Origin of the sequence: Paracoccus suum, assembly GCF_003324675.1 — a bacterium.
Classification (GTDB): domain Bacteria; phylum Pseudomonadota; class Alphaproteobacteria; order Rhodobacterales; family Rhodobacteraceae; genus Paracoccus; species Paracoccus suum.
In genome coordinates, this window is sequence record NZ_CP030918.1 from 2652432 (window position 1) to 2673945 (window position 21514).

At 66.9% G+C, this 21514-nt stretch carries 20 protein-coding genes; 12 read left to right on the forward strand and 8 right to left on the reverse strand.

Translation table 11 applies throughout. The features are described from left to right. Positions 1–18: 18 nt before the first annotated feature. Positions 19–909: a hypothetical protein gene (locus DRW48_RS12970; protein WP_162784766.1), complete on the reverse strand. Its 891-nt coding sequence runs from the start codon at positions 907–909 to the stop codon at positions 19–21. A gap of 461 nt (positions 910–1370) precedes the next feature. Between DRW48_RS12970 and DRW48_RS12975 the strand changes: the two genes are divergently transcribed. The 3 genes from DRW48_RS12975 to DRW48_RS12985 all read left to right on the forward strand — a co-directional run bounded on the left by DRW48_RS12975 (position 1371) and on the right by DRW48_RS12985 (position 3868). Beyond that, positions 1371–2282 carry a LysR family transcriptional regulator gene (locus DRW48_RS12975; RefSeq protein WP_114076786.1) on the forward strand — a complete coding sequence of 304 codons (912 nt, stop codon included), beginning with the start codon at positions 1371–1373 and terminating at the stop codon, positions 2280–2282. A 223-nt stretch (positions 2283–2505) separates the two neighbouring features. Further along, a complete protein-coding gene (locus tag DRW48_RS12980; protein WP_114076787.1) occupies positions 2506–2946 on the forward strand; it encodes a DoxX family protein in 441 nt (146 codons plus the stop codon). Positions 2947–3004: 58 nt separating this feature from the next. After that, entirely contained in the window at positions 3005–3868 is an 864-nt protein-coding gene (locus tag DRW48_RS12985) for a VOC family protein (protein WP_114076788.1), read from the forward strand. 50 nt (positions 3869–3918) lie between these two features. Here DRW48_RS12985 and DRW48_RS12990 read toward each other — a convergent pair whose 3' ends face one another. Continuing rightward, positions 3919–4824, reverse strand: a complete 906-nt coding sequence (locus tag DRW48_RS12990; protein WP_114076789.1) for a LysR family transcriptional regulator — start codon at positions 4822–4824, stop codon at positions 3919–3921. A 97-nt stretch (positions 4825–4921) separates the two neighbouring features. Here DRW48_RS12990 and DRW48_RS12995 point away from each other — a divergent pair, with 97 nt between their 5' ends. From DRW48_RS12995 to DRW48_RS13005, 3 genes are read left to right on the forward strand one after another with little or no spacing between them, the layout of a single operon-like run. Further along, positions 4922–5566, forward strand: a complete 645-nt coding sequence (locus tag DRW48_RS12995) for a DsbA family protein (RefSeq protein WP_114076790.1) — start codon at positions 4922–4924, stop codon at positions 5564–5566. 55 nt (positions 5567–5621) lie between these two features. After that, positions 5622–6509: an MBL fold metallo-hydrolase gene (locus DRW48_RS13000; RefSeq protein ID WP_199286105.1), complete on the forward strand. Its 888-nt coding sequence runs from the start codon at positions 5622–5624 to the stop codon at positions 6507–6509. A 3-nt stretch (positions 6510–6512) separates the two neighbouring features. After that, positions 6513–6911, forward strand: a complete 399-nt coding sequence (locus DRW48_RS13005) for a nuclear transport factor 2 family protein (RefSeq protein WP_114076792.1) — start codon at positions 6513–6515, stop codon at positions 6909–6911. 194 nt (positions 6912–7105) lie between these two features. On the opposite strand, the gene DRW48_RS13010 is transcribed toward DRW48_RS13005, so the two are convergent. The 6 genes from DRW48_RS13010 to chrA form a co-directional block, all read right to left on the reverse strand. Then, on the reverse strand, positions 7106–7483 hold the full coding sequence (locus tag DRW48_RS13010) for a DUF4260 domain-containing protein (RefSeq protein ID WP_114076793.1): 378 nt from the start codon (positions 7481–7483) through the stop codon (positions 7106–7108). A 286-nt stretch (positions 7484–7769) separates the two neighbouring features. Then, positions 7770–8639: a glucose-1-phosphate thymidylyltransferase RfbA gene (rfbA, locus tag DRW48_RS13015; RefSeq protein WP_114076794.1), complete on the reverse strand. Its 870-nt coding sequence runs from the start codon at positions 8637–8639 to the stop codon at positions 7770–7772. After that, positions 8636–9487: a dTDP-4-dehydrorhamnose reductase gene (rfbD, locus tag DRW48_RS13020; protein WP_114076795.1), complete on the reverse strand. Its 852-nt coding sequence runs from the start codon at positions 9485–9487 to the stop codon at positions 8636–8638. Before rfbD ends, rfbA begins: the two co-directional genes overlap by 4 nt. Next, positions 9484–10572 carry a dTDP-glucose 4,6-dehydratase gene (gene rfbB / locus DRW48_RS13025; RefSeq protein WP_114076796.1) on the reverse strand — a complete coding sequence of 363 codons (1089 nt, stop codon included), beginning with the start codon at positions 10570–10572 and terminating at the stop codon, positions 9484–9486. The genes rfbD and rfbB overlap by 4 nt, the downstream gene beginning before the upstream one ends. Next, the gene (rfbC, locus tag DRW48_RS13030; RefSeq protein WP_114077571.1) at positions 10569–11123 is read right to left on the reverse strand and encodes a dTDP-4-dehydrorhamnose 3,5-epimerase; all 555 of its coding nucleotides are present in this window, start codon (positions 11121–11123) and stop codon (positions 10569–10571) included. Before rfbC ends, rfbB begins: the two co-directional genes overlap by 4 nt. A gap of 104 nt (positions 11124–11227) precedes the next feature. Continuing rightward, a complete protein-coding gene (gene chrA / locus DRW48_RS13035; RefSeq protein WP_114076797.1) occupies positions 11228–12430 on the reverse strand; it encodes a chromate efflux transporter in 1203 nt (400 codons plus the stop codon). Positions 12431–12760: 330 nt separating this feature from the next. Between chrA and DRW48_RS13040 the strand changes: the two genes are divergently transcribed. The 6 genes from DRW48_RS13040 to mdoH all read left to right on the forward strand — a co-directional run bounded on the left by DRW48_RS13040 (position 12761) and on the right by mdoH (position 21489). Next, positions 12761–13711: a 2-hydroxyacid dehydrogenase gene (locus DRW48_RS13040; RefSeq protein WP_114076798.1), complete on the forward strand. Its 951-nt coding sequence runs from the start codon at positions 12761–12763 to the stop codon at positions 13709–13711. 154 nt (positions 13712–13865) lie between these two features. Further along, positions 13866–15950, forward strand: coding sequence for a 3-hydroxyacyl-CoA dehydrogenase NAD-binding domain-containing protein (locus DRW48_RS13045; RefSeq protein ID WP_114076799.1), 2085 nt, complete (start codon positions 13866–13868; stop codon positions 15948–15950). Next, the gene (locus tag DRW48_RS13050; RefSeq protein WP_114076800.1) at positions 15947–17122 is read left to right on the forward strand and encodes an acetyl-CoA C-acyltransferase; all 1176 of its coding nucleotides are present in this window, start codon (positions 15947–15949) and stop codon (positions 17120–17122) included. Before DRW48_RS13045 ends, DRW48_RS13050 begins: the two co-directional genes overlap by 4 nt. A 44-nt stretch (positions 17123–17166) precedes the next feature. Continuing rightward, on the forward strand, positions 17167–17607 hold the full coding sequence (locus DRW48_RS13055; RefSeq protein WP_114076801.1) for a PaaI family thioesterase: 441 nt from the start codon (positions 17167–17169) through the stop codon (positions 17605–17607). A gap of 157 nt (positions 17608–17764) precedes the next feature. Then, entirely contained in the window at positions 17765–19348 is a 1584-nt protein-coding gene (locus tag DRW48_RS13060) for an OpgD/OpgG family glucan biosynthesis protein (protein ID WP_114076802.1), read from the forward strand. A gap of 14 nt (positions 19349–19362) precedes the next feature. Beyond that, positions 19363–21489, forward strand: a complete 2127-nt coding sequence (gene mdoH, locus DRW48_RS13065) for a glucans biosynthesis glucosyltransferase MdoH (protein WP_241963274.1) — start codon at positions 19363–19365, stop codon at positions 21487–21489. Positions 21490–21514 lie beyond the last annotated feature (25 nt).

Sequence of the window (21514 nt, forward strand, 5' to 3'; positions counted from 1 at the left end):
CACGACGGCCCCGGAACCCTAGAGGAAGTTAACGCCGCCCCAGCGAGCTTTGTAAGACTCTAGGTCTGGGAGATATCTCGCGTTAATTCTCTGCCGCTCATTCTCCGGGTAGGGCGAGCCTGGCGCGTAGCCAGAGGCAACAGCATATTTCGCGTTGATCATCTCGGTCAGGGGCAGGCAGTTTGTCGGGCCAATCGCAGGCGCAAGGTCCGCGAGCACGTCCAGGGTCTTTTGCGACAGCGAGGGGCGCGTGGCCTCAGGCGCGTATTCGGCGACAAGACGCGGGCCCAGGTCAGTCCCGGTAAGTCGGTTGACGAGGTCCGGCAGCAGGTCTCTGAACGAGGCGAAGTCCCAGATCGTGACGGCACTTTCTCCGAAGACATCAACCATCGGCTCGATCACCGAACTCCAGCTCCAAGCCATCGGATCGAAGGCGCCGGCATACTCCTCAGCGGGGATAAAACCCTGGTTGCGGACAATTTCCGAGTACATCGAAGAAAAGAAATCGCCATATCGGCGCACCGAGAAATACACCTCTATCTGGCGGTCGCCGAACACTTCCTTCAGCGTCTCCAGCCGCTGCCGGGTATTTGCATAGAATCCGCCGTCCTTGAGAACTTGTCGCGGCGTGCCGATGATGTTTTCGTCGGTGAGGATCCAGTCATTCGCCTCTGGCATCACCCTTCGCAGAGCCGTCCTCGTATCCGGGCGAGGACCACGCTCAGGCTTTTTTACCTGCTGCCTGACCGCAGCAAAGTACATTTCCAGCCAATCCGGTCGCAGCTGGCGCGGGGCGGTGACAGAGGTTCCCGCCGCCTCCAGCAGGTCCGCATTCTTTATCAAGATGCCCTGGAGATGGGTCGTGGCAGTTTTATGCGCCCCAAGGTAAAGCTTGATCGTGGATGTCATGGTTGCTCCGACACTTAACTGGGACGCTGCGCGCCCCATAACTTACCCCCTGCAGAGGAGCCAGTTCAAAACCGGCAAATCCGGCCGAAGCGCGCCAGGTTGCCTGCCGTCCATGAAAGGCGCTTACTTCGCGGGACGGGGCCGGACTGACAGTGCGCGTGGGCTAAGATGGCTCTCGCGTTCAACTCGGATTGGACCGTCTGCCGCGCTGCCCAACTTCGCCACAGAGCGGGACTCATTGGCTCGGACCCTGCCGGGCAGTCCGCAGGCGAGCGTCGGCGGCGCCCGTCGCGACGACGGCCCCAGCCCCTAGCGAGAAAATGGACCAACGTCCGTGACGTCCAGTGCCCACGACGGGCGGCCCGCGGATCGGATTCGCTCTACCGCGAGTTGATGGCCAGTCGCCACTCATTCCGTTAAATTGGCGCCAGCCCCACCACATTCCGCGCTGCGAGGAAGCAATGGACCGCCTTGAATGCGACCGGATGTTCCTCGCCGTCATCGAGACCGGCAGCTTCACGGAGGCCGCGGGCAGGCTGGGGACGCGGTCGGGTCAGGCCTCAAAACTGATTTCCCGGCTAGAAGCCGAGTTGGGCGTGCGGCTGCTCAACCGCACAACGCGGTCCGTGGCACCGACCGAGGCTGGCCGAGCGTATTACGATCGGCTGCGGCCGCTCGTGGACGAGTTGGACACGCTCGACCTCGACATCCGCAACATCTCCCAGTCTCCGCGCGGGCGCCTGCGCATGACGGCACCGCTGACATTCGGCACGCTGGAACTGGTTCCGGCCCTGAATGATTTCGCGCGGCTTTACCCGGATATCGAACTGGACGTCGCCTTCTCGGACCGGCTGGTCAACGTCGTGGATGAGGGGTTCGACCTTGCCATCCGCGTCGGGCGACCGGGGGATTCGACCCTCATCCTGCGCCGATTGTGCGCGGTCCGGATCGTACTGGTCGGCGCGCCATCCTATGTCGAAAAGCATGGGGCGCCGGCGACGCCCCCGGCTCTCTCGCGGCATTCCTGCATCATCGACACCAACTACCGGGACCCCAACCGCTGGCCCTTCAAGGGCAAGAATGGCGAGGCCGAGATGACTGCCGTTGCCGGCCGGGTTCGCTATTCGAATGCCGAGGCCTGCGTTCAGGCCGCCGAAATGGGCCTGGGACTCGCCTATGTCCCGGCCTTTGTTGCGGGCGAGGCGCTCCGCGCGGGCAGGCTGCTGAGGCTGCTGCAGCAATTTGAAATCGATCCCTATGATGTGCAGGCGCTCTATCCGCACAGCCGCCATCTGGCGGTTAAGGTTCGCCTGGTGATCGATTTCCTCACCGAGAGATACCGGCAGACCCCGCACTGGGATCAAGGCTGGTAGCCATTACCATCCATCGGGAAGCAATTATCTTCCCCGCCCGAAGATTATCGCTGCTTTGGTCATGGGCTAGGTTCTTCCGCATGACGGAGCCTGTGGGCCACGGATGCCAGGCGTCCCCCTGAGAGGTCGCCGCACTGACATCACGCTCGGCTAGGCCTCGGCAACGGCGCTAACGCCCAACCTGGCAGCCTGCTGCCTGAACCTTGCTTCAAGGAACATAACCATGACCTACGCAACAACCTCCGCCGAACGCGCGTCGCTGATCGACGGCGTCTCCAATGCCGACCTCGCCGCGACCGTCCTGCGCGTCACCCTGGGCGTCCTTTTCCTCGCCCACGCCGGGCTTAAGCTGTTCATTTTCACGCCGTCCGGCACCGCGGGCTACTTCGCCAGCCTCGGCCTGCCTGCTGCGCTGGCTTATCTGGTCATGGCGGCAGAACTGTTTGGCGGCATCGCCCTGATCCTCGGCGCGTACACGCGCTGGGTGTCGCTGGCGCTGGTGCCGATCCTGCTTGGCTCGATCTACGCGCCGCACGGCGCGGCCGGCTTTTTCTTCTCGAACGAAGGCGGCGGCTGGGAATTCCCGGCGTTCTGGGCGGTGACGCTGGTCGTCCAGGCCCTCCTCGGCGACGGCGCCTGGTCGCTGAACCGCGACCGCACCTGACCTTTCTCTCGCCGGCCGCGGAGCTTCTCCGCGGCCGCATTCCCCGAGGACATCTGCCATGAGTGCCGCGAACGCCCTTTTCGACATGAATGCTGCGCCGATGCGGATTGGAACCGTCCGGCTGAAGGTGCGCGATCTGGATACGGTCGCCGCCTTTTATCGCAAGGTCCTCGGCCTTGAAGCGACCGAAAGCGGCGCTGCCCGCACGCTACTTGGGACCGGCAGGACCCCGCTGCTGGAACTCCAGAGCGAGACGGCCCTCGTTCCCCGCGACCCGCGACAGGCCGGGCTCTTTCACACAGCTTTCCTGATGCCCAGCCGCGCCGACCTCTGCCGCTGGGTCGCCCACGTCGTCGAGGCTGGGGTGCCGCTGCAAGGCGCATCCGACCACATCGTCAGCGAGGCGCTCTATCTCGCTGACCCCGAGGGAAACGGAATCGAGGTTTATGCCGACCGACCGTTCGCAAGCTGGGCCACGCCGACCGGCGAGGTGCGCTTGTCGACCGATCCGCTCGACGTGCGGGACCTGCTCGCGAGCGCGGCCGGCACCGCTTGGACAGGCTTTCCCGAACGCGGCTGCATCGGCCATGTCCACCTGCAGGTGGGTGAGACCGAGGCGGCGGACCGCTTTTACCGCGACATCCTCGGCTTCGACATCGCGACCCGCTATACCGGCGCCAGCTTCTACGGCAGCGGCGGCTATCACCACCAGCTTGCCGGGAACGTCTGGAACAGCCGCCATGCAGGCAAACGCCCCGCGGGCATGGCCGGGTTGGACGCAGTCGGAATCGTCGTCCGCGACGGCGCGAACCTCGACGCCATCGCCGCGCGGGCAGAGACTGCCGGTCTCCCGGTCACCCAAAATCCCGATGGCCTCACCTTTCGAGACCCTTGGGGAACGAAGATCCGGCTGAATCGCTGAGGTCCACGTGCGGGGAGCCAAAACGGGTCGCTGAAAGGCGGCTCGTTTTGTTAGAAAATCTCGTGAAGTGCCACTTTATGCTCTGATTTCACTAGCATATCGACAAACGCCGTCACCTTGGCTGGCCGGAACCGCGCGGCGGGAAACACGGTGTGGATGCCCCCCGACCGCAGGCGCCAATCGGGCAGGACATACAGCAACTCGCCGTTCGCCAGCAGAGGCGTGACCAGAAACTCCGGCAACACGGAAAGGCCGCCGCCCGCGCGAACGGCGGACAGCACGCCAAGCGTGGTGTCGATCACGATACGGGCCGGCAGGAATACATCCTGCGGCGGATGATCGTCATGGGTGAACTGCCATGCGCGCGGCTTGCGCAGCGCCGCATTGGCGATGAAAGGCACCGCGGGCAGATCTGCCGGTTCGCGGATCGCCGCGATCTGATCGGCCAGGCGGGCGCTGCCTACCAGGTACTGCCTGAAACTGCCGATCTTGCGCGCCTGCAGGCTGGAATCGTCCAGCCAACCGACCCGCAACGCCAGGTCAATCTGCCCTTCGATCAAGTCCAGCGTCCGGTCGCCCAGCACAAGCTCGACATTGCAGGCCGGATAGCGCGCGGTGAAGGCCGTGACCACTGGCACCACGCTAGCGATTCCGTAGTCGAACGGGGCCGTGATGCGCAGGGTGCCGCTGGGCGTTTCATGCTCGGCCGTGACTTCGGCATAGGCGTCCTCGGCCTCGCGCAGAATCTGGGTGCAGCGGATGTGGAAGGCCGCGCCGGCCTCGGTCGGCTGCACGCGGCGCGTGGTGCGGATCAACAGCGTCGTGCGAAGATCCTGCTCCAGCTGGGCGACCTGATGGCTGACAACGGCCTTGGTCACGCCCAACCGCACCGCTGCCTGTGTGAACGAGCCGGCATCCACGACGGCGGCAAAGTAGGCGAGGCGGTTCAGGTTCATCGCAACCCACTGTCAACCTAGTACACACAGTGCGTCCGGATCGTATGTCTAATTCGATTGGGATGACAGTGTTATCTTCGGCGGAAAGGAGGCCGAGATGACCCGGATCACCTATCTGTTCGACCCGCTGTGCGGCTGGTGCTACGGCGCCTCCGCGACGATCAAGGCGCTGGGCGCCCAACCCGAACTGACGGTTGAATTGCTGCCGACAGGCCTGTTTTCCAACGCGTCCGCGCCGCTCATGAACGACGATTTTGCCGCCTATGCCTGGGCGAACGACCGCCGCATCGCAAAACTGACTGGCCAGCCCTTCAGCGACACCTATCGCGACAAGGTGCTGACGGATCAAGCCACGCGGTTCGATTCGGGTCCCGCGACGTTGGCGCTGACGGCTGTCGCGCTGACAGAACCCGCGCAGGAAATCGCGGCGCTTCGGGCGATCCAGACCGCCCGCTACGTCGATGGCCGTGACATCACCGATAGCTCCGTGCTCGCACAAATCCTTGCGGACCTGCCTCTGGCCGAGGCGGCCGAGCGTCTGGCCGCCGCAGATCCCGAGCTGCTGACCGCAAATCGCGCGCGCATCTCTCGGGCAAAGGCCCTGATTGGCCGTCTCGGCGTGGATGGCGTTCCGGCGCTTGTCGTGAACGACGGACATGGTGAGCGCCTCATCCGCGGCGCGGGGATTTTCGCCAATCCGAACCTTGCCGCGAAATTGGCGGCCGCCCCCGCCGCAGTCTGAGCGAAACACCCACAGCTGCCGCCCCAAGGCGGGCACAACCACGGAGAATGTCATGATGACCCGCAGAACCGTAGTGACGACCACCCTGGCCGCCGGTGCCCTCGCCGCAACGACCGGACTAACCCGCGCCGCCACTCCCCTGACACTGACCCCGTTTCCCGCCGGCGAGAACGGATTTTTCCGCGCGCCCGTCCTTCTGTCCGGCGCGAGCGAGGCCGTTCTGATTGACGGCGGCTTTACCTTTCCCGACGGGGCTGCGGTCGCCGACGCGATCAGGCAGACCGGCCGCAAGCTGACCAGCATCTACATCAGCCAGTCCGATCCTGACTATTACTTCAGCCTGAAACCGATCACCGAGGCCTTCCCCGAGGCGCGAGTCATCGCCGCATCCGAAACCCTGGCAGCGATCAACGGCAACATCGCGAAAAAGCTCGAAACCTGGGGTCCCCAGCTGAAGGAGAATGGACCGCAGTCGATGGCCGACATCATCCTGCCCGAGGCCTATGACGCGGCCAGCCTGACGGTCGATGGCGAGGCGATCGAGATTGTCCCTGCCGAGGGCCTCGACAATCGCCGGTACCTCTATGTCCCGTCGCTGAACGCGGTTGTCGGTGGCGTTCTGGTGTTTGCGGGCGTCCACGTCTGGACCGCCGACACTCCCACCAAGGAGGCGCGCGCCGCCTGGATCGCCAATCTGGACAGCATCGCGGCCCGCAAGCCCGCCATCGTCGTGGCCGGCCACATGACCCCCGAGGCCGCCACCGATCTGTCGGCGGTGGAGCACACCCGGGCCTACCTCGCGGCCTTCGAGGAAGAGCTGGCGCGGGCCGCCGACGCTGCCGCGCTGAAGGCCGCGATGGAGGAACGTTTCCCGGGTCTGGGGATGGGCGTCGCGCTCGACATCGGCTCCAAGGTCGCCACCGGCGAAATGAAGTGGGGCTGACCAATGGGGCAGAACCTTGATCTGATCCGCGCCACCTACAACGGCCCGCCCGAACAGAACGGCCAGAACCTGATGGCCGCACTTGCCCCCGACGCTACCTGGACGGAGGCCGAGGGCTTTCCTTACGCGGGAACGTATGTCGGCCCCGATGCCATCATCGCAGGTGTGTTCAACCGCCTTGCGACCGAGTGGGTCGACTACAAGGCTGATGCGCAGACCTTTCTTGAGGACGGCGATCGGGTTGCGGTCTTCGGTGTCTATTCCGGGATCTACAAGGCCACGGGCATCGCAATGCGTGCGCCTTTCGCCCATCTTTACCGGCTCGAGAACGGCAAGATCGCGAGCATGGTCCAGTATGTGGACACGCTGCTCGTCAGCCGTGCGCTCGGCGAGAGCGCCTAGCGGGGTCGTTTGCTGGCGATCTCATGCGAATGGAGCCCGCGTTGCCGCGGGCTCCAGTTTTTTTTGGAAGGTTGCGGATTTCGCCGCCTGGCGGAAACCAAAAGAGTCTCACGCACTGCTCAAAAGAATAGGCCGCCGCACTCTCGTTTCTTCTGCAGACTGCGGACCGCCCGGGTATAATCCTGCCGCAGCGGTCACGGTTCGCTTGACCGGCGGCCGATCCGTCCCAAATGGGTCATGTTGAACGCCTCCGGAGATTTCAGGCCGTAGCCAAGCATGCGATCGAACCCCGAGTGAGCGAGCCAAAGTGCGCCGAGCGCCGATAGCGTCGGGCTACCGAATGCTACGCCGGCCGCTAGCACGATCGAACCAAACGCAAAGACATGAACCAGGTTGTATAGCAGCGCGCCGACCTTCGGGCCCAGCGCGTAGGCTGCGAAGCTGATGTCGGGGGCAAGGAAAACGATGATGGCCAGCCACCAGACGATGCCGCCGCCCAGATACACGAACAAAACGAGCGCCGACAGAAAGACGAGCCCTCCTTCGATCCGCTGCCAACTCACGGTATCCATCTCTCACCCCCTCCCTCGCTGACTGGACGCACCAGACGGACTGTCTGGAAGTCAGACTGCCCAGGTATCCTAACCCATGGAGAAGTTTGGATAAACCCTGGACATTCGCGCGGGCGGTCTTCTGGCTGATCGCATGTTGGCAGGAGGGACCGGGGCATTTACAGCAGGTTCGACCGGCTCTCTTCGGGCCGAAGGTCGGGGCCTCCGCCGCGCATCGGAAAGCCGCCCTCCGCTCAGCAAACGGGTGGGTGCGAAGTGACCAGGGGACCAGGACCCCCACCGCCATTCACTCGAGCAGCCGCGCGAGGTAGAGCCCGTAATCGTTCTTGCCGAACTGCTCCGCACGCGCGCGCAGTTCGGCCGCGGTAATCCAGCCTTGATCGTAGGCGATCTCTTCGGGGCTGCCGGACTGCATGCCCTGGCGGTTTGCAAGCGTCCGCACGAAGTTGCCTGCATCCAGCAGACTGCCGTGCGTGCCGGTGTCGAGCCACGCAAAGCCGCGGCCCATGCGTTCGACCTTCAGCCTGCCCTCGTGGAGGTAGGTTTCCAGCAGCGTCGTGATCTCCAACTCGCCGCGGGCGGAGGGCGAGACCTTGCGGGCGCGACGGGGGGCGTCGGCATCGAGGAAATAAAGCCCGGTCACCGCGTAGTTGGTCGGCGGCACAGGTGGCTTTTCAATGATCTGCACGGCCTGGCCCTGATCGTCGAAGGCGACCACCCCGTAACGCTCGGGGTCCGCGACGTGGTAGCCAAAGACCGTCGCCTCCTCGCGTCCGTCCGCGGCGGACAGAAGTTCGGTCAGGCCGTGGCCGAAAAAGATGTTGTCACCCAGGACCATCGCGGAGGGCGAGCCGTCCAAAAAGCCCTCGGCCAAGATATAGGCTTGCGCCAGCCCGTCGGGACTGGGCTGCACGATCCAGGTCAGGCTGACGCCCCACTGGCTGCCGTCCCCCAGCAGGCGCTGGAACTGGGCCTGATCCTCGGGCGTGGTGATGACCGCAATCTCGCGGATGCCGGTCAACATCAGGACTGACAGCGGATAATAGATCATCGGCTTGTCATAGATTGGCAGCAACTGTTTGGAGAGGCCGAGCGTGATCGGGTAGAGCCGCGTGCCCGAGCCGCCGGCCAGAATGATGCCCTTGCGCCGGGTCATGACGACAACTCCTCGATGACGCGGTCCAGCCCCTGCTGCCAATCGGGCCGTGCAATGCCAAAGTCGCGCAGGATGGCTGCACAGTCTAGGCGCGAGTTCGCGGGTCGTCTGGCTGGCGTCGGATAGCTGGAGGTTGGGATTTCGTCCACCTGCGCGGGCAGGCCCGAGCGGGCAAATATCTCGCGCGCGAAGCCGGCCCAACTGACGTCCGGGGCGCCGGCGAAATGATAGATGCCGCCCTTGGCCGGGTCCGCACGCATCGCCTCCACCATCGTCAGGATCGCGGCGGCGATGTCGGCCGCAGGCGTAGGGCCGCCAATCTGGTCTGCGACGATGCTGAGGCGGTCCCGCTCGGCCCCCAGCCGCCGCATCGTCTTGACGAAGTTTTGCCCGTGGGCAGAGAAAACCCAACTGGTGCGCAGGATCGCCCATTGGCCGCCAGCGGCCGTGACAGCGCGCTCTCCCGCCAGCTTTGTCCGGCCATAGACGCCCAGCGGGCGCGTGGGAGCGTTTTCGGCTCGCGGCGTGTCACCTGTCCCGTCAAAGACATAATCGGTCGAAATATGAACGAAGGGGACGCCCAACTCGGCGCAGGCCACTGCCATCGCACCGGGTGCCTTAGCATTGATCGCCTGCGCGGCCTGGGGTTCGGATTCCGCGCGGTCCACCCCGGTATATGCGGCGGCGTTGATGACGGCGGCTGGCCGCGCGGCGCGGATCACCGCAGCACAGGCGGCCGGGTCGGAAAGGTCGGCAGCTTCCCGTCCGACAAACCGGGCCTGTGGCGCGAGGCGCGCAAGCTCAGTCGCCACTTGCCCATTGCGGCCAAAGACCAGCAATTCGGTCATGACACTTCCATCCCCCCGGAACTGTCGCCCGCACCAGCCAACATGCGCGGGCCCGTTCCCAATCGCGCGCCGAACTCGCCACGGTCGAGCAGAGGCTGCCACCAGTCCCGGTTCGCCAGATACCAGGCGACGGTGCGGCGCAACCCCTCCTTCAAGGTGACCGAGGGCCGCCAGCCGAGTTCGGTGCGGATGCGCGCCGGATCGATCGCATAGCGGCGGTCGTGGCCCGGCCGGTCGGGCACGAATGTGATCAGTCGCTCATGGGGCGCGCCGTCCGGGCGCACCCGGTCGAGATGTCTGCAGATCATGCGCACCAGATTGATATTCCGTGCCTCGTTCTCGCCGCCGATATTGTAACTGCGCCCAACCTGACCCTTTTCAAGGCACAGCAGCAGCGCGTCGGCGTGATCCTCGACATAGAGCCAGTCGCGGACGTTGCCACCGTCTCCATAGACCGGGATCGGTCGGCCGTGCAGGGCGCTGAGGATCGCCAGAGGCACCAGTTTCTCGGGGAAATGGAACGGCCCGTAGTTGTTCGAACAGTTCGTCAGCACGACTGGCAGACCATAGGTTTCGTGCCAGGCGCGGACCAGATGATCGCTCGCGGCCTTGGACGCGGAATAGGGGCTGCGCGGATCGTAGGGGGAGTCTTCGCTGAACTTGCCTGTCTCGCCGAGCGAGCCGAACACCTCGTCGGTCGAGATGTGGTGGAAGCGGAAAGCCTCCGGGCGGCCCTCGGCCGTCCAGTAGGCGCGCGCAGCCTCCAGCATGTTGTAGGTGCCGTTCACGTTCGTCTCGATAAAGACGCCCGGCCCGTCGATTGAGCGATCGACGTGGCTTTCGGCCGCCAGGTGCATCACCGCATCGGGGCGATGGGCGGCAAAGATGCGGCTCAGCGCCGGGCGGTCGAGGATGTTGGCGTGTTCAAAGGCGTAAAGCGGGCTGCCTGCTACCGATGCCACATTTTCGAGGTTCGCGGCATAGGTCAGCGCGTCGAGGTTCACGACGCAGTGGCCGCGCGCGATGGCAAGCCGCGCCACCGCAGAGCCGATGAAGCCCGCGCCACCGGTGACGAGGATCTTCATGGGCGGAACTCGAAAGGCGAGGACCAATCGGCGAAGGCCGGTGCTGCGGCGTCCTTGTCAGAGAGGATCGGCGTCGTGATCCCCCAATCGATGCCGAGACTGTTCCAGCGCACGGCTCCATCGGCCTGCCGGTCGTAATAGCCGGTGCATTTGTAGACCACCTCGGTGTCGTCCTGCAGCGTGACGAAGCCATGCAGGAAACCCGGCGGCACCCACAACTGGCGCCCGTTGTCGAACGACAACTCGGTGCCAAACCATTGGCCGTAGCTTGGACTGCCCCGCCGCGCATCGACTGCAACGTCATAAAGCGCACCGCGCCCGCAGCGGACCAGCTTGCCCTGTTCGTGCGGAGGCGCCTGATAGTGCAGGCCGCGCAACGTGCCGGCCTTTGCGGACGTCGAGTGATTGTCCTGCACGAACTCCGGCAGCGCGACGCCCGCCTCCTCAAGCGTGCGCCGGTTCCAGCTTTCCGAGAAAAAGCCGCGGTGATCGCCGAACCGCGCCGGGGTCAGTACCAGAACCCCCGAAAGGGCGGTTTCCTCGATCTGCATGCCCGTCATCCCCTCGCGCGGCCGGTCGGCGGTGCGTCCCGCCGACCAGAGTGTATCCACGAACCGCGCCCGGGTCGCAATTCGCTTGGGCTCGGGATACCCGGCTAGCCAGTAAGCGCCAGACCGATCCCGCCAAGCGCAGCAATGACGACAACCGCCCAAGGCGCCAGCTTCCATGCGACGAGCAGCACAAAGCAGACGAGTGCGAGCGCGAAGTCGCGCATCCCGCCGATGGCGCTGGTAAAGACCGGCGTGTAAAGTGCGGCACCGAGGATGCCGACGACGGCGGCGTTCGCGCCCTGCATCAGGGACCGCGCCGGGGTCATCGCCCTGAACCGGTCCCAGAAGGGCAGAACGCCGATCAGGATCAGAAAGCCAGGTAGGAAGACCGCGGCCAATGCAAGTGCACCGCCCACCACCCCGTTCGGCGCGGGGCCGCGGACCGAGCCGAGATAAGCCGCGAAGGTGAACAGCGGCCCGGGCACCGCCTGCGCCGCGCCGTAGCCGGCGAGGAACTGGCCCGGCGTAACCCAGCCCGGCTGCACCACCTCGGCCTGCAGCAAGGGCAGCACCACATGCCCGCCGCCAAACACCAGGGCGCCGGCGCGGTAAAAGCTGTCGATCAGGTCGAGCGCCGGCGCCTTGTCGGCCACCAGCGGCAGCAGGGTCAGTAAAGCGAAAAAGGCGAGGAGCGCGGCAAGCCCCTGCCCGCGCGATACCGGCATCGTCACATGGCCCCCCACAGGGGCCGCCTCGCCACGCCCCAGCGTCAGCCCCGCGAGCGCACCGAGCAGAATTGCGCAGACCATCCCCAAAGGTCCGGGCGCGAAGGCCAGAACAACCACAGCACCCGCTGCGATGGCGGCGCGCTCGCGGTCCGGGCACAGGGTTCGCGCCATGCCGAGGACGGCCTGGGCGACAATCGCCACGGCGACGATCTTGAGCCCCTCAAGGGCTCCCGCACCGATGGGTCCCGTGAAGGACGCCGCAGTCATCGCGAACAGCAGCAGCGCCAGGGCCGAGGGCAGCGTGAATGCTGTGAATGCCGCGAGAGCCCCCAGCCAGCCCGCGCGCATCATCCCGAGGGCGAAGCCGACCTGGCTGGACGCCGGTCCGGGCAGGAACTGGCAGAGCGTGACCAGATCCACATAGGCATGATCGCTGAGCCAGCGGCGGCGGGTGACGATCTCGTCGCGGAAATAGCCGAGATGCGCGATCGGCCCGCCGAACGAGGTCAGTCCGAGCTTGAGGAAGGTCGCAAAGACTTCGCCCGGCGTGCCTTTTTCCGCTCCGGTTTCCGTGTCCATCGCCCTGCCCTGCCCTTGCCCGCCAGCAATCTGCCCGCTGGTCCGCCCCTCTTTACTCGCTGGCGTGTAAATCCTGCGCAACCGTGTCCGGCGCAATCGGCGAAATTCGCTGGCGAACCCATTGATCTGCTTCGGCTTCCAGATGATGCGAGTGGCGGGCCTCATTGACCCTCCGCCGAGGATGGCCGACATGATCTCTCGTAGTGCCGGAAGCTGCCCGGGGTGCGCGCCAGCTCATCTGGGTTGCCGTGTTGATACTCGGCGCCCGTGGGGCCCGGTCACGAACAGAGGTTCCGGGCGCCATGCCCATGTCTAACTGCAGGAAGACCCATGAAACCGCATGTCCTCGTCGCCGTCCCTTTGCGCCCGCAGCAACTGGACATGTTGGCACAGCTTTATGAGTTGCACCGGCTGGACCAGGCGGCTTCGCCCGCGGAGCGCGAGGCGGTGCTGGCCGCGGCAGGGCCGGTCTGCTCGGCCATGGTGGTCAACGGCAATTTCAGGCTGGATGGCGCCCTGCTGGACAGGCTGCCGGCGTTGAAAATGGCCTCCTGCTCGTCGGCCGGGTTTGACCAGATCGACCTGGACGAGTTGACGCGGCGCGGGATCACCCTGACCAACACTTCCGAGGCGCTGCGCGATGACGTCGCCGACATGGCGATCCTGCTGATGCTGGCCTCGCGCCGCCGCCTGATCGAAGGCGATGCCTATGTCCGCACGGGCGGCTGGGGCCAGAAGGGGATGTTCCCCCTGACAACCTCCAGCGCGGGCAAGCGGGCGGGGATCCTCGGGCTCGGCAATATCGGCATGGCGATCGCCCGCCGCGCCGAGGCGCTGGGCATGACGGTCGGTTATTGCGGCCGCAATCCCAAGCCCGACGTCGGGTATAAGTATTTTGCCGATCCCGTCGCCCTCGCCGAATGGGCGGACGTGCTGCTGGTCGCGACGCCCGGCGGTGCCGGGACCGAGGGGCTCGTCTCGGCCCAAGTGATCGAGGCGCTGGGCCCGCAAGGGATGCTGGTCAACATCGCCCGCGGGTCGGTGGTGGACGAGGCGGCAATGATCGCGGCGTTGCAGGACGGGCGCCTCGGGTCGGCGGGGCTGGACGTTTATCTCAGCGAGCCAAAGCCGGACCCGGCGCTGGTCGCGCTGCCGAACGTCACCCTCAGCCCGCACCACGCCAGCGGGACTGAGGAAACACGGGCGCGCATGGCCCAGTTGACCGTTGACAACTTGGACGCTTTCTTTGCCGGCAGGCCGCTGTTGACCCCGGTGAACTGACGCCCGTTGGTCGGCATTGGCTGCCTAACGCCTCTGCCATCTTGCAGCGGCACTTGCCGCAGGCGACGTTGCGTCCTGCGGGCGCGCTGCGCAGGATGCCGCCCCGAACCCCCCCGACCGGCCGCCGCGCCGGCCCAGTGCTGGAGCTTGACGCATGACCGACGCCGTTAGCTATGCCCGCAATGGCGAGATCGCCGTCATCACCGTCGACTCGCCGCCGGTAAATGCGCTGTCGGCGGCGGTGCGGCAGGGGCTGGTGACTGCGATGGAGCGCTTTGCAGCGGATGACGCGCAGGCCGCGGTGCTGTGCTGCGCCGGCCGGACCTTCATCGCCGGGGCCGACATATCGGAGTTCGGCAAGCCGCCGCAGCCGCCGCTGTTGCCCGAAGTCATCGGCCTGATCGAGGCCGCGTCGCGGCCGGTAATCGCCGCGCTGCACGGCACGGTCCTGGGGGGCGGGCTGGAGGTTGCACTTGGCGCACATGGCCGCGTCGCCCTTGCCGGCACCCGCCTCGGGTTGCCCGAGGTCACCTTGGGCCTGCTGCCCGGCGCGGGCGGCACGCAACGCTTGCCGCGGCTGACAGGGCTTGAGTCCGCGGTCGACCTGATCACCTCGGGCCGTCAGATCTCCGCGGAAGATGCTCTGGGTCTGGGCTTGATCGACACCGTCGCCGAGGGTGGCGACCCCTGCGCGGCGGGCATCGCCGAGGCGCGGCACTGGATCGCCGAGGGGCGCGGGCCGCGTCCCGTCTCGGCCCTGCCGGCGCCCGCGATCGATGTCCCCGCCCTGCCCGCGCTGCGGGCCAAGGTTGAAAAGGCGGCCAAGGGCCAGCCGGCGCCCCTGCGCGCCTTTGACACCATCATCGGCGGCATGGCCCTGCCCCTGGCCGAGGGAATGGCACTCGAGCGCGCGGCCTTCGTCGACCTGATGGCCTCGCCCGAACGGGCCGCGCTGATCCACGCCTTTTTCGCCGAGCGGGCCGCCGCCCGACCGCCGACCGATGCGAAACCCCGCCCGGTCGCGCGCATCGGCGTCGTCGGCGGCGGGACCATGGGCCAGGGCATAGCCGCCTCGGCCCTCAGCGCCGGCCTCGACGTCACTCTGATCGAACGTGACCCGGCCGCCGCCGACCGCGCCGCGAAGGGCATCGCCGCGATGCAGGACGGCGCCGTCAAGCGCGGCAAGCTGACCGCCGCGGCGCGCGAGCGAATGCTGGCCGAGCAGTTCCGCACCGCCGCCGGACTGGACGCCCTCTCCGAAGTCGATCTGGTCATCGAGGCCGTGTTCGAGGCCATGGACGTCAAGCGCGCCGTCTTTGCCGATCTGGACCGCATCTGCCGTCCCGGCGCGATCCTTGCGACCAACACCTCCTACCTCGACCTGAACGCCATCGCCGCCGCGACCAGCCGGCCGCAGGACGTGATCGGCCTGCATTTCTTTTCGCCCGCCAATGTCATGCGCCTGCTGGAAATTGTCGTCGCCGACGCCACCGCCGAGGACGTGACCTCCACCGCCTTTGCGCTGGCCAAGCGCATGGGCAAGATCGCCGTGCGCTCGGGCGTGTGCGACGGCTTTATCGGCAATCGCATGCTTTCGGCCTATCGCACGGCCGCCGATCACGCGGTGCTGGACGGCGCCTCGCCCTATGATGTCGACCGGGCCATCACCGGCTTCGGCTTTGCCATGGGTCCCTATCAGGTCGGCGATCTGGCAGGCCTCGACATCGGCTATGCCAACCGCCGCCGGCTGGACGCCAGCCGCGATCCACGCGAGCGGCCGCCGATCTTTGCCGACAGACTGGTCGAGGCCGGCCGGCTGGGGCGCAAATCAGGCGGCGGCTATTACCGTTACGATGCCGAGGCGCCGAACGGCCGCCCGGACCCCGAGGCAGAGGCGATCATTGACGCCTCACGTCCCCCGAAGCCCGGCCTTGATGCCGACCAGATTCGCGCCCGCTACATGGCCGCGATGGTCAACGAAGGGGCCAAGATCCTCGACGAAGGCATCGCCGCGCGGCCGGGCGATATCGACGCGGTGCTGCTGCACGGCTACGGCTTTCCGCGCCACAAGGGCGGCCCGATGCACTGGGCCGACGCCTATGGCCTCGAGCGGATCGCACAGGATATTCGCAGCTACGCCCAGGACGATCCGTATTTCTGGCAGCTCTCCCCGCTGCTGGCGCGGCTGGCCGACAGCGGCGGGCGCTTTGCCGATCTTGACCGAAAGGATACCGCATGACTGACGCCGTCATCGTTTCGACCGCCCGGACCGGCATCGGCAAGGCCGTCCGCGGCAGCCTGAACTTGACCCACGGCGCCACCATGGGCGGCCATGTCGCGCGCATTGCGGTCGAGCGTGCCGGGATCGATCCGACGCTTATCGAGGATTCGCTCTGGGGCTGCGGCTATCCGGAATATGTCACAGGCGGGAACATCGCGCGCCAGATCGTGGTCCGCGCGGGCCTGCCGGTCAGCATCGCCGGCACGACGGTGAACCGCTTCTGCGCCTCGGGCCTGCAGGCGCTGGCGATGGCCGCGCATGCGGTCCAGGTCGAGGGGGCGCAGGCGGTGCTGGCAGGCGGCGTCGAATCGATCAGCCTGGTCCAGCCCCCGCCCCGCAATTCGCGCGAGGCCTGGATCGAGGCGAATTACCCCAGCCTTTACATGCCGATGATCGACACCGCCGACATCGTAGCCGAGCGCTATGGCATCAGCCGCGAGGCGCAGGACGAATACGCGCTGCTCTCTCAGCAGCGCATCGCCGCAGCACAGGCGGGCGGACTGTTCGACGACGAGATCGTCCCGTTCGAGGTCACCCGAGCGGTCACCGACAAGGCCAGCGGCGAGATCCGGAGCGGGACGGTCACGCTCGACCGCGACGAGTGCAACCGACCCGGCACCACACTGGAGGGTCTGGCGGCGCTGACCCCGGTCCGGGGCGAGGGCAAGTTCATCACCGCCGGCAACGCCAGCCAGCTGTCGGACGGCGCCGCCGCGCTGCTGGTCATGAGCGCCGATCGCGCGGCGGCCCAGGGTATCGCTCCGCTCGGCGCCCTTCGCGGCTTTGTCGTTGCCGGCTGCGAGCCGGACGAGATGGGCATCGGCCCGGTCTTTGCCGTCCCGCGTCTCCTCGAGCGCGCCGGCCTTGCCGTTGACGACATCGATCTTTGGGAGCTGAACGAGGCTTTCGCGAGCCAGGTCCTCTACTGCCAGCAACGGCTGGGGATCGACCCGGCCAAAATGAACGTCAACGGCGGCTCAATCGCCATCGGCCACCCCTTCGGCATGACCGGCGCACGGATGGCGGGACATATCCTGCTGGAGGGCCGTCGGCGCAAGGCACGCTGGGGGGTCGTCACGATGTGCGTCGGCGGCGGCCAAGGCGCCGCCGGCCTGATCGAGATCTTCTGAATGGGTGCGCGGATGGCGAACGGCCGGTGCCCAGGGTGCCGATCATGAGCGCAGGAGACGAAGGCAACGGCCTGATCTTGGACGAGACCGGAACCCAGCGGCTGGTTGGCTATGTCCTCGATATCGGCCAGCCCGATAGGCGCGCGCGTTGCCGGCTGGTGGTTGGACCAGAGCATACCAACCGCCATGGCGTGCTGCACGGCGGCATCGCGGCGATGCTGCTGGACAGCGCCTCTGGCGCGACGGCCAGCCTGACGGTGGATTCCACGGGTCGCCAACCGTTCTTGACCGTCTCACTGAATGTCGATTTCCTGGCCGCGGGCCTTTTCGGCGAAGTCACGGCCACCGGCCGCGCCACCGGCGGAGGGCGCAGCCTGCAATTCATCGCCTCGGAACTGGTCCACGCCGACGGCACGCTGATCGCCACCGCCAGCGGCGTGTTCAAGCGGGTCAGGCCTGCGTCCGAGCGCGCGGGGGGCCGATAGGCGTCGGCGCCGATGCAACCGTTCGGCTAAGACAGGTCTCGCGGGCCGCGCATATAAAAAATTACAGACTTTCGCCGGTGCAGCACTGGGCGGCTTTCCCCGCGTGGCGCCCTGTGGCAGATGCGACACCCAGACGGATCGTAACGGGGGCGGGCTCATGCAGCGGCGAGAGTTTCTGACGGCAGCGGCGGCCACGGGCGGAGCACTCTGGCTGGGAACGAGTGCCCTGGCCCAGGGCGCGGCGGAAATCGCCGCCACCACTGATGGCGAGCCGGCCAAGGCTGCGCCAGTCTCACCGCCCCGACCATTCGGTTTTGACGACGTCGTCGCCATCGCCGAAGCCACCGCAGCCAAGAGCTTTGTCGATCCCAAGGTGGATCTCGCGGGCATTTTTGCCAAGCTCAGCTACGACCAGTTTCGCGCCATCCGCTTTCGCCGTGATCACGACCCTTGGGCGGATCACAGCCGCTTCGGACTCGACCTGCTGCCGCCGGGCCTGCTCTACCGCGACCGGATCGAGATTAACATCGTCACGCCCGAGGGCGAGGCGCGGCCGATGCCGTTCGACCCGCGCGCGCTGGACTTCCAGGCCGAGTTGTTCCCCGACCCCATCGATCTGGACGATATCGGAAAGATGGGTTGGTCCGGCTTCCGCCTGCGCACGACGCTGAACCGTCCCGACGTGCTGGACGAATTCGCCGTCTTTCAGGGCGCCAGCTACTTCCGCGCGGTGGCACGCGGCACGACATACGGTCTGTCCGGGCGCGGGCTCGCGCTGAACACCGGCCTGCCCGAGGGCGAGGAGTTTCCGCTGTTTCGCGCCTTCTGGCTGCACACTCCGGGGGTAGCAGATGGCGCGCTGACCATCCACGGGCTGCTCGACAGCCCCTCGGTCGCCGGCGCCTACCAGTTCATCATGCGCCCCGGCGCCGATACGGTGATCGCAACCCGCGTCGCCCTGTTTCCGCGCAAGCGCCTTACGGCCGCCGGGATCGCGCCGCTGACATCGATGTTCTGGTTCAGCGATGCCGACCGCGACGGGATCGACGACTATCGCCGCGCAGTCCATGACAGCGACGGCCTGCAGATGATCACCGGCGGCGGCCGCCGGTTGTGGCGCGCCCTGTCCGGGCCGCCCACGCTGCAGCTTTCCGATTTCCAGGACGAGAACCCCGAAGGCTTTGGTCTCGCCCAGCGGCCCCGCAGCTTTGACGACTACCAGGACGCCGAGGCGCGCTACGAGACCCGTCCCTCGGCCTGGCTCGAGCCACATTCGCCTTGGGGCAAGGGTTCGGTCGGACTGGTCGAGATCCCGGTCGAGAACGAGTTTCACGACAACATCGTCAGCTTCTGGCGCCCGGGCGAGCCGCTGGAACCCGGCCGTCGGCATGATTTCGGCTATGACCTGATATTCTCGAAACTGCCGCCGGACCTCGCGCCGCTGGCGCGGGTGAATTCGACCCGCTCGGGCAAGTCGGTGAACAACCCGAATGCGCGCAGCTACTTCCTCGATTTCGACCTGGCGCCCTTCATCGGAATTGAGCCACGGATCACCATCACCACCTCGGTCGGCGAGATCGGCCATAACTACGTGCAGCGTCTGGCGGCAGAGGATCGGCTGCGGCTTGCCTTCGACTTTCTGCCGGGCGATGCCCCCTTGGCCGACCTCAGCGCCAGCCTCAGCGCGCCTGACGGCACGGTGCTGACAGAGACGTGGATGGCGCGATGGGTCAAGGGCTGACAGGGGCGAGGCAGGTGGCAAGGGCCGCCGAAGCGGGGGCGCCGGGCGATCTCGCACCGCTGGCGCTGACAGCCCTGCCCCCGACGCCCCCCGAGGCGCCGCTGGAGATGCCCGCACAGGAGTTCTTTGGCGAGGTGCCGGAGGGGCCGGCCCGCCGCCCGGCCTCGACCGCGACCATCGGCGCGCGCGTTGTGACCTTTGGCCTGACCGCCATCATCGCCGGCGTCGGCTTCTGGCAGATGCTGCACGCCTTCGGCGGCGGCCCGACGCTAGCCCAGGGCGTCCTGCTGGTCCTGTTCACGCTGACCTTCGCCTGGATCGGGATGTCGTTCGCGTCGATGCTGGCGGGAGTCATCTTTCCGCCGCAGCCACGGGAGACGAGCGCGGAGAACAACGCCCGCGTCGCCGTCCTGATGCCGCTTTACCACGAGGATGCGGCCCGCTCGGCGGGTCTGCTGGCGGCGCTGGCAGCGGACCTCGAGGCCAACGGCCTTGGCAGCCGGGCCGAGATTTTCGTGCTCTCCGACAGCCGCAAGCCCGATGCTATCGCGGCCGAGATGCAGGCCATCGCCCAGCTCCGCGCGCTCTCGCCGGTGCCGGTCTGGTACCGCCGCCGCACCCGCCCGGAGGGGCGCAAGGCCGGCAACGTCGCCGAATTCGTGCGTCGCTGGGGCGGTCGCTACGAGCAGATGGTCGTCCTGGACGCCGACAGCATCATGAGCGGCGCGACGATTGCCGCCCTGTCGGACCGCATGGCGGCCGAGCCCAACGTTGGGCTGATCCAGACCATGCCGGTGCTGGTCGGCGGGCAGTCGGTCTTTGCCCGCGTCGTCCAGTTCGCCGGCCGCGTTTATGGCCCGGCCATCGCGCGCGGCATCAGCGCCTGGTCAGGAGATGACGGCAATTTCTGGGGCCACAATGCCATCATCCGCGTGCATGCCTTTGCCGAGTGTTGCGGTCTGCCGCTGCTGCCAGGCCGGCCGCCATGGGGCGGCGCGGTCCTCAGCCACGATTTCGTCGAGGCGGCGCTGATGCGGCGCGCCGGCTGGGCCGTCCGGCTGGACCACGACCTGCGCGGCAGCTTCGAGGGCACGCCGCCGACGCTGCTGGACATGGCGGTGCGCGAGCGGCGCTGGGCGCAGGGCAACCTGCAGCACCTCAAGGTGATCGGCGCGCGGGGCTTCAGCGCCATCAGCCGGGTGCATTTCACCATCGGCATCCTCGGGTTTCTGATGTCGCCGATCTGGCTGGGCATGATCCTCGTCGGGCTCGGCACGTCGCTCTACGCGCTGCTGGCGCGGCCCGACTATTTCCCTTCGACGTACCAACTGTTCCCGGCCTGGCCCGTGTTCGATCCCGTCCCGCTGCGCTGGCTGTTCGTCGCGGCGATGTCGTTTCTGCTGCTGCCCAAGTTCGCCGCCGTGGCCCGCGCCTGGCGCCGGCCACTGGCCGAGAACGCCGGTGGCCGTGGCCGGGTGCTGATGTCGGCGCTGTTCGAGATCGTTCTGTCGACCCTGATCGCGCCTGTGCAGATGCTGACCCAGACCCGCCAGATTGGCGAGATCCTGCGCGGCCGCGATAGCGGATGGGAGGCGCAGGTCCGCGCCGGGCAGCTGCCCCCCTGGGGGGTCGTGCTGCGCCACCACTGGCTGCATGTCGCCATTGGCGTCGCCACGGTCATCATCCTGGCGCGTTTGGCGCCGGGCCAACTGGTCTGGCTGTCGCCGATCCTCGCCGGACTGATCCTGGCGCCCCTGACCTCGCGCTGGTCCGGCAGCCCGGTCCTCGGCCGCTGGACCCGTCGCCAGAACCTGCTCGTCACCCCGGAAGAGCGTGAAATTCCGCCGATCATCACCGCCGCCGTCGCCTTGGGCCACAAACTGGCCGCCAGCATCGGCCAGGGCGATCTTATGGCGCGGATGGCGACCGAGCCCGACGTCGCGGAGCGTCACCGCGCGTTGCTGCCCGTTGCCCTACCCGAGCGACCCTTGGCTGAACGGCTGGACGCGTTGACCGCGCGCGCCAAAATCGATGCCGCCGGCAGCCAGGCCGAAGCACTTGCCCTGCTGACCCCGGCCGAACGGGTGGCGGTGCTGTGCGATCCGGAGACCTTCTCTGCTTGGACCGGCCCCGCGCGCTGAGCCTGCCGCCCTGCCGGGCCGGAGG

Excerpts from the sequence above, each read along its gene's own strand:
- rfbA (WP_114076794.1), bottom strand. The coding sequence starts at position 8,639 with ATGACCCGGCGCAAGGGCATCATTCTGGCCGGCGGCTCGGGCACGCGG.
- DRW48_RS12970 (WP_162784766.1), bottom strand. The coding sequence starts at position 909 with ATGACATCCACGATCAAGCTTTACCTTGGGGCGCATAAAACTGCCACG.
- rfbB (WP_114076796.1), bottom strand. The coding sequence starts at position 10,572 with ATGAAGATCCTCGTCACCGGTGGCGCGGGCTTCATCGGCTCTGCGGTG.
- DRW48_RS12985 (WP_114076788.1), top strand. The coding sequence starts at position 3,005 with ATGAGTGCCGCGAACGCCCTTTTCGACATGAATGCTGCGCCGATGCGG.
- DRW48_RS12990 (WP_114076789.1), bottom strand. The coding sequence starts at position 4,824 with ATGAACCTGAACCGCCTCGCCTACTTTGCCGCCGTCGTGGATGCCGGC.
- DRW48_RS13050 (WP_114076800.1), top strand. The coding sequence starts at position 15,947 with ATGACTGACGCCGTCATCGTTTCGACCGCCCGGACCGGCATCGGCAAG.
- DRW48_RS12995 (WP_114076790.1), top strand. The coding sequence starts at position 4,922 with ATGACCCGGATCACCTATCTGTTCGACCCGCTGTGCGGCTGGTGCTAC.
- rfbC (WP_114077571.1), bottom strand. The coding sequence starts at position 11,123 with ATGCAGATCGAGGAAACCGCCCTTTCGGGGGTTCTGGTACTGACCCCG.
- DRW48_RS13045 (WP_114076799.1), top strand. The coding sequence starts at position 13,866 with ATGACCGACGCCGTTAGCTATGCCCGCAATGGCGAGATCGCCGTCATC.
- chrA (WP_114076797.1), bottom strand. The coding sequence starts at position 12,430 with ATGGACACGGAAACCGGAGCGGAAAAAGGCACGCCGGGCGAAGTCTTT.
- DRW48_RS12980 (WP_114076787.1), top strand. The coding sequence starts at position 2,506 with ATGACCTACGCAACAACCTCCGCCGAACGCGCGTCGCTGATCGACGGC.
- rfbD (WP_114076795.1), bottom strand. The coding sequence starts at position 9,487 with ATGACCGAATTGCTGGTCTTTGGCCGCAATGGGCAAGTGGCGACTGAG.
- DRW48_RS13010 (WP_114076793.1), bottom strand. The coding sequence starts at position 7,483 with ATGGATACCGTGAGTTGGCAGCGGATCGAAGGAGGGCTCGTCTTTCTG.
- DRW48_RS12975 (WP_114076786.1), top strand. The coding sequence starts at position 1,371 with ATGGACCGCCTTGAATGCGACCGGATGTTCCTCGCCGTCATCGAGACC.
- DRW48_RS13055 (WP_114076801.1), top strand. The coding sequence starts at position 17,167 with ATGAGCGCAGGAGACGAAGGCAACGGCCTGATCTTGGACGAGACCGGA.
- DRW48_RS13005 (WP_114076792.1), top strand. The coding sequence starts at position 6,513 with ATGGGGCAGAACCTTGATCTGATCCGCGCCACCTACAACGGCCCGCCC.
- DRW48_RS13000 (WP_199286105.1), top strand. The coding sequence starts at position 5,622 with ATGACCCGCAGAACCGTAGTGACGACCACCCTGGCCGCCGGTGCCCTC.
- DRW48_RS13040 (WP_114076798.1), top strand. The coding sequence starts at position 12,761 with ATGAAACCGCATGTCCTCGTCGCCGTCCCTTTGCGCCCGCAGCAACTG.
- DRW48_RS13060 (WP_114076802.1), top strand. The coding sequence starts at position 17,765 with ATGCAGCGGCGAGAGTTTCTGACGGCAGCGGCGGCCACGGGCGGAGCA.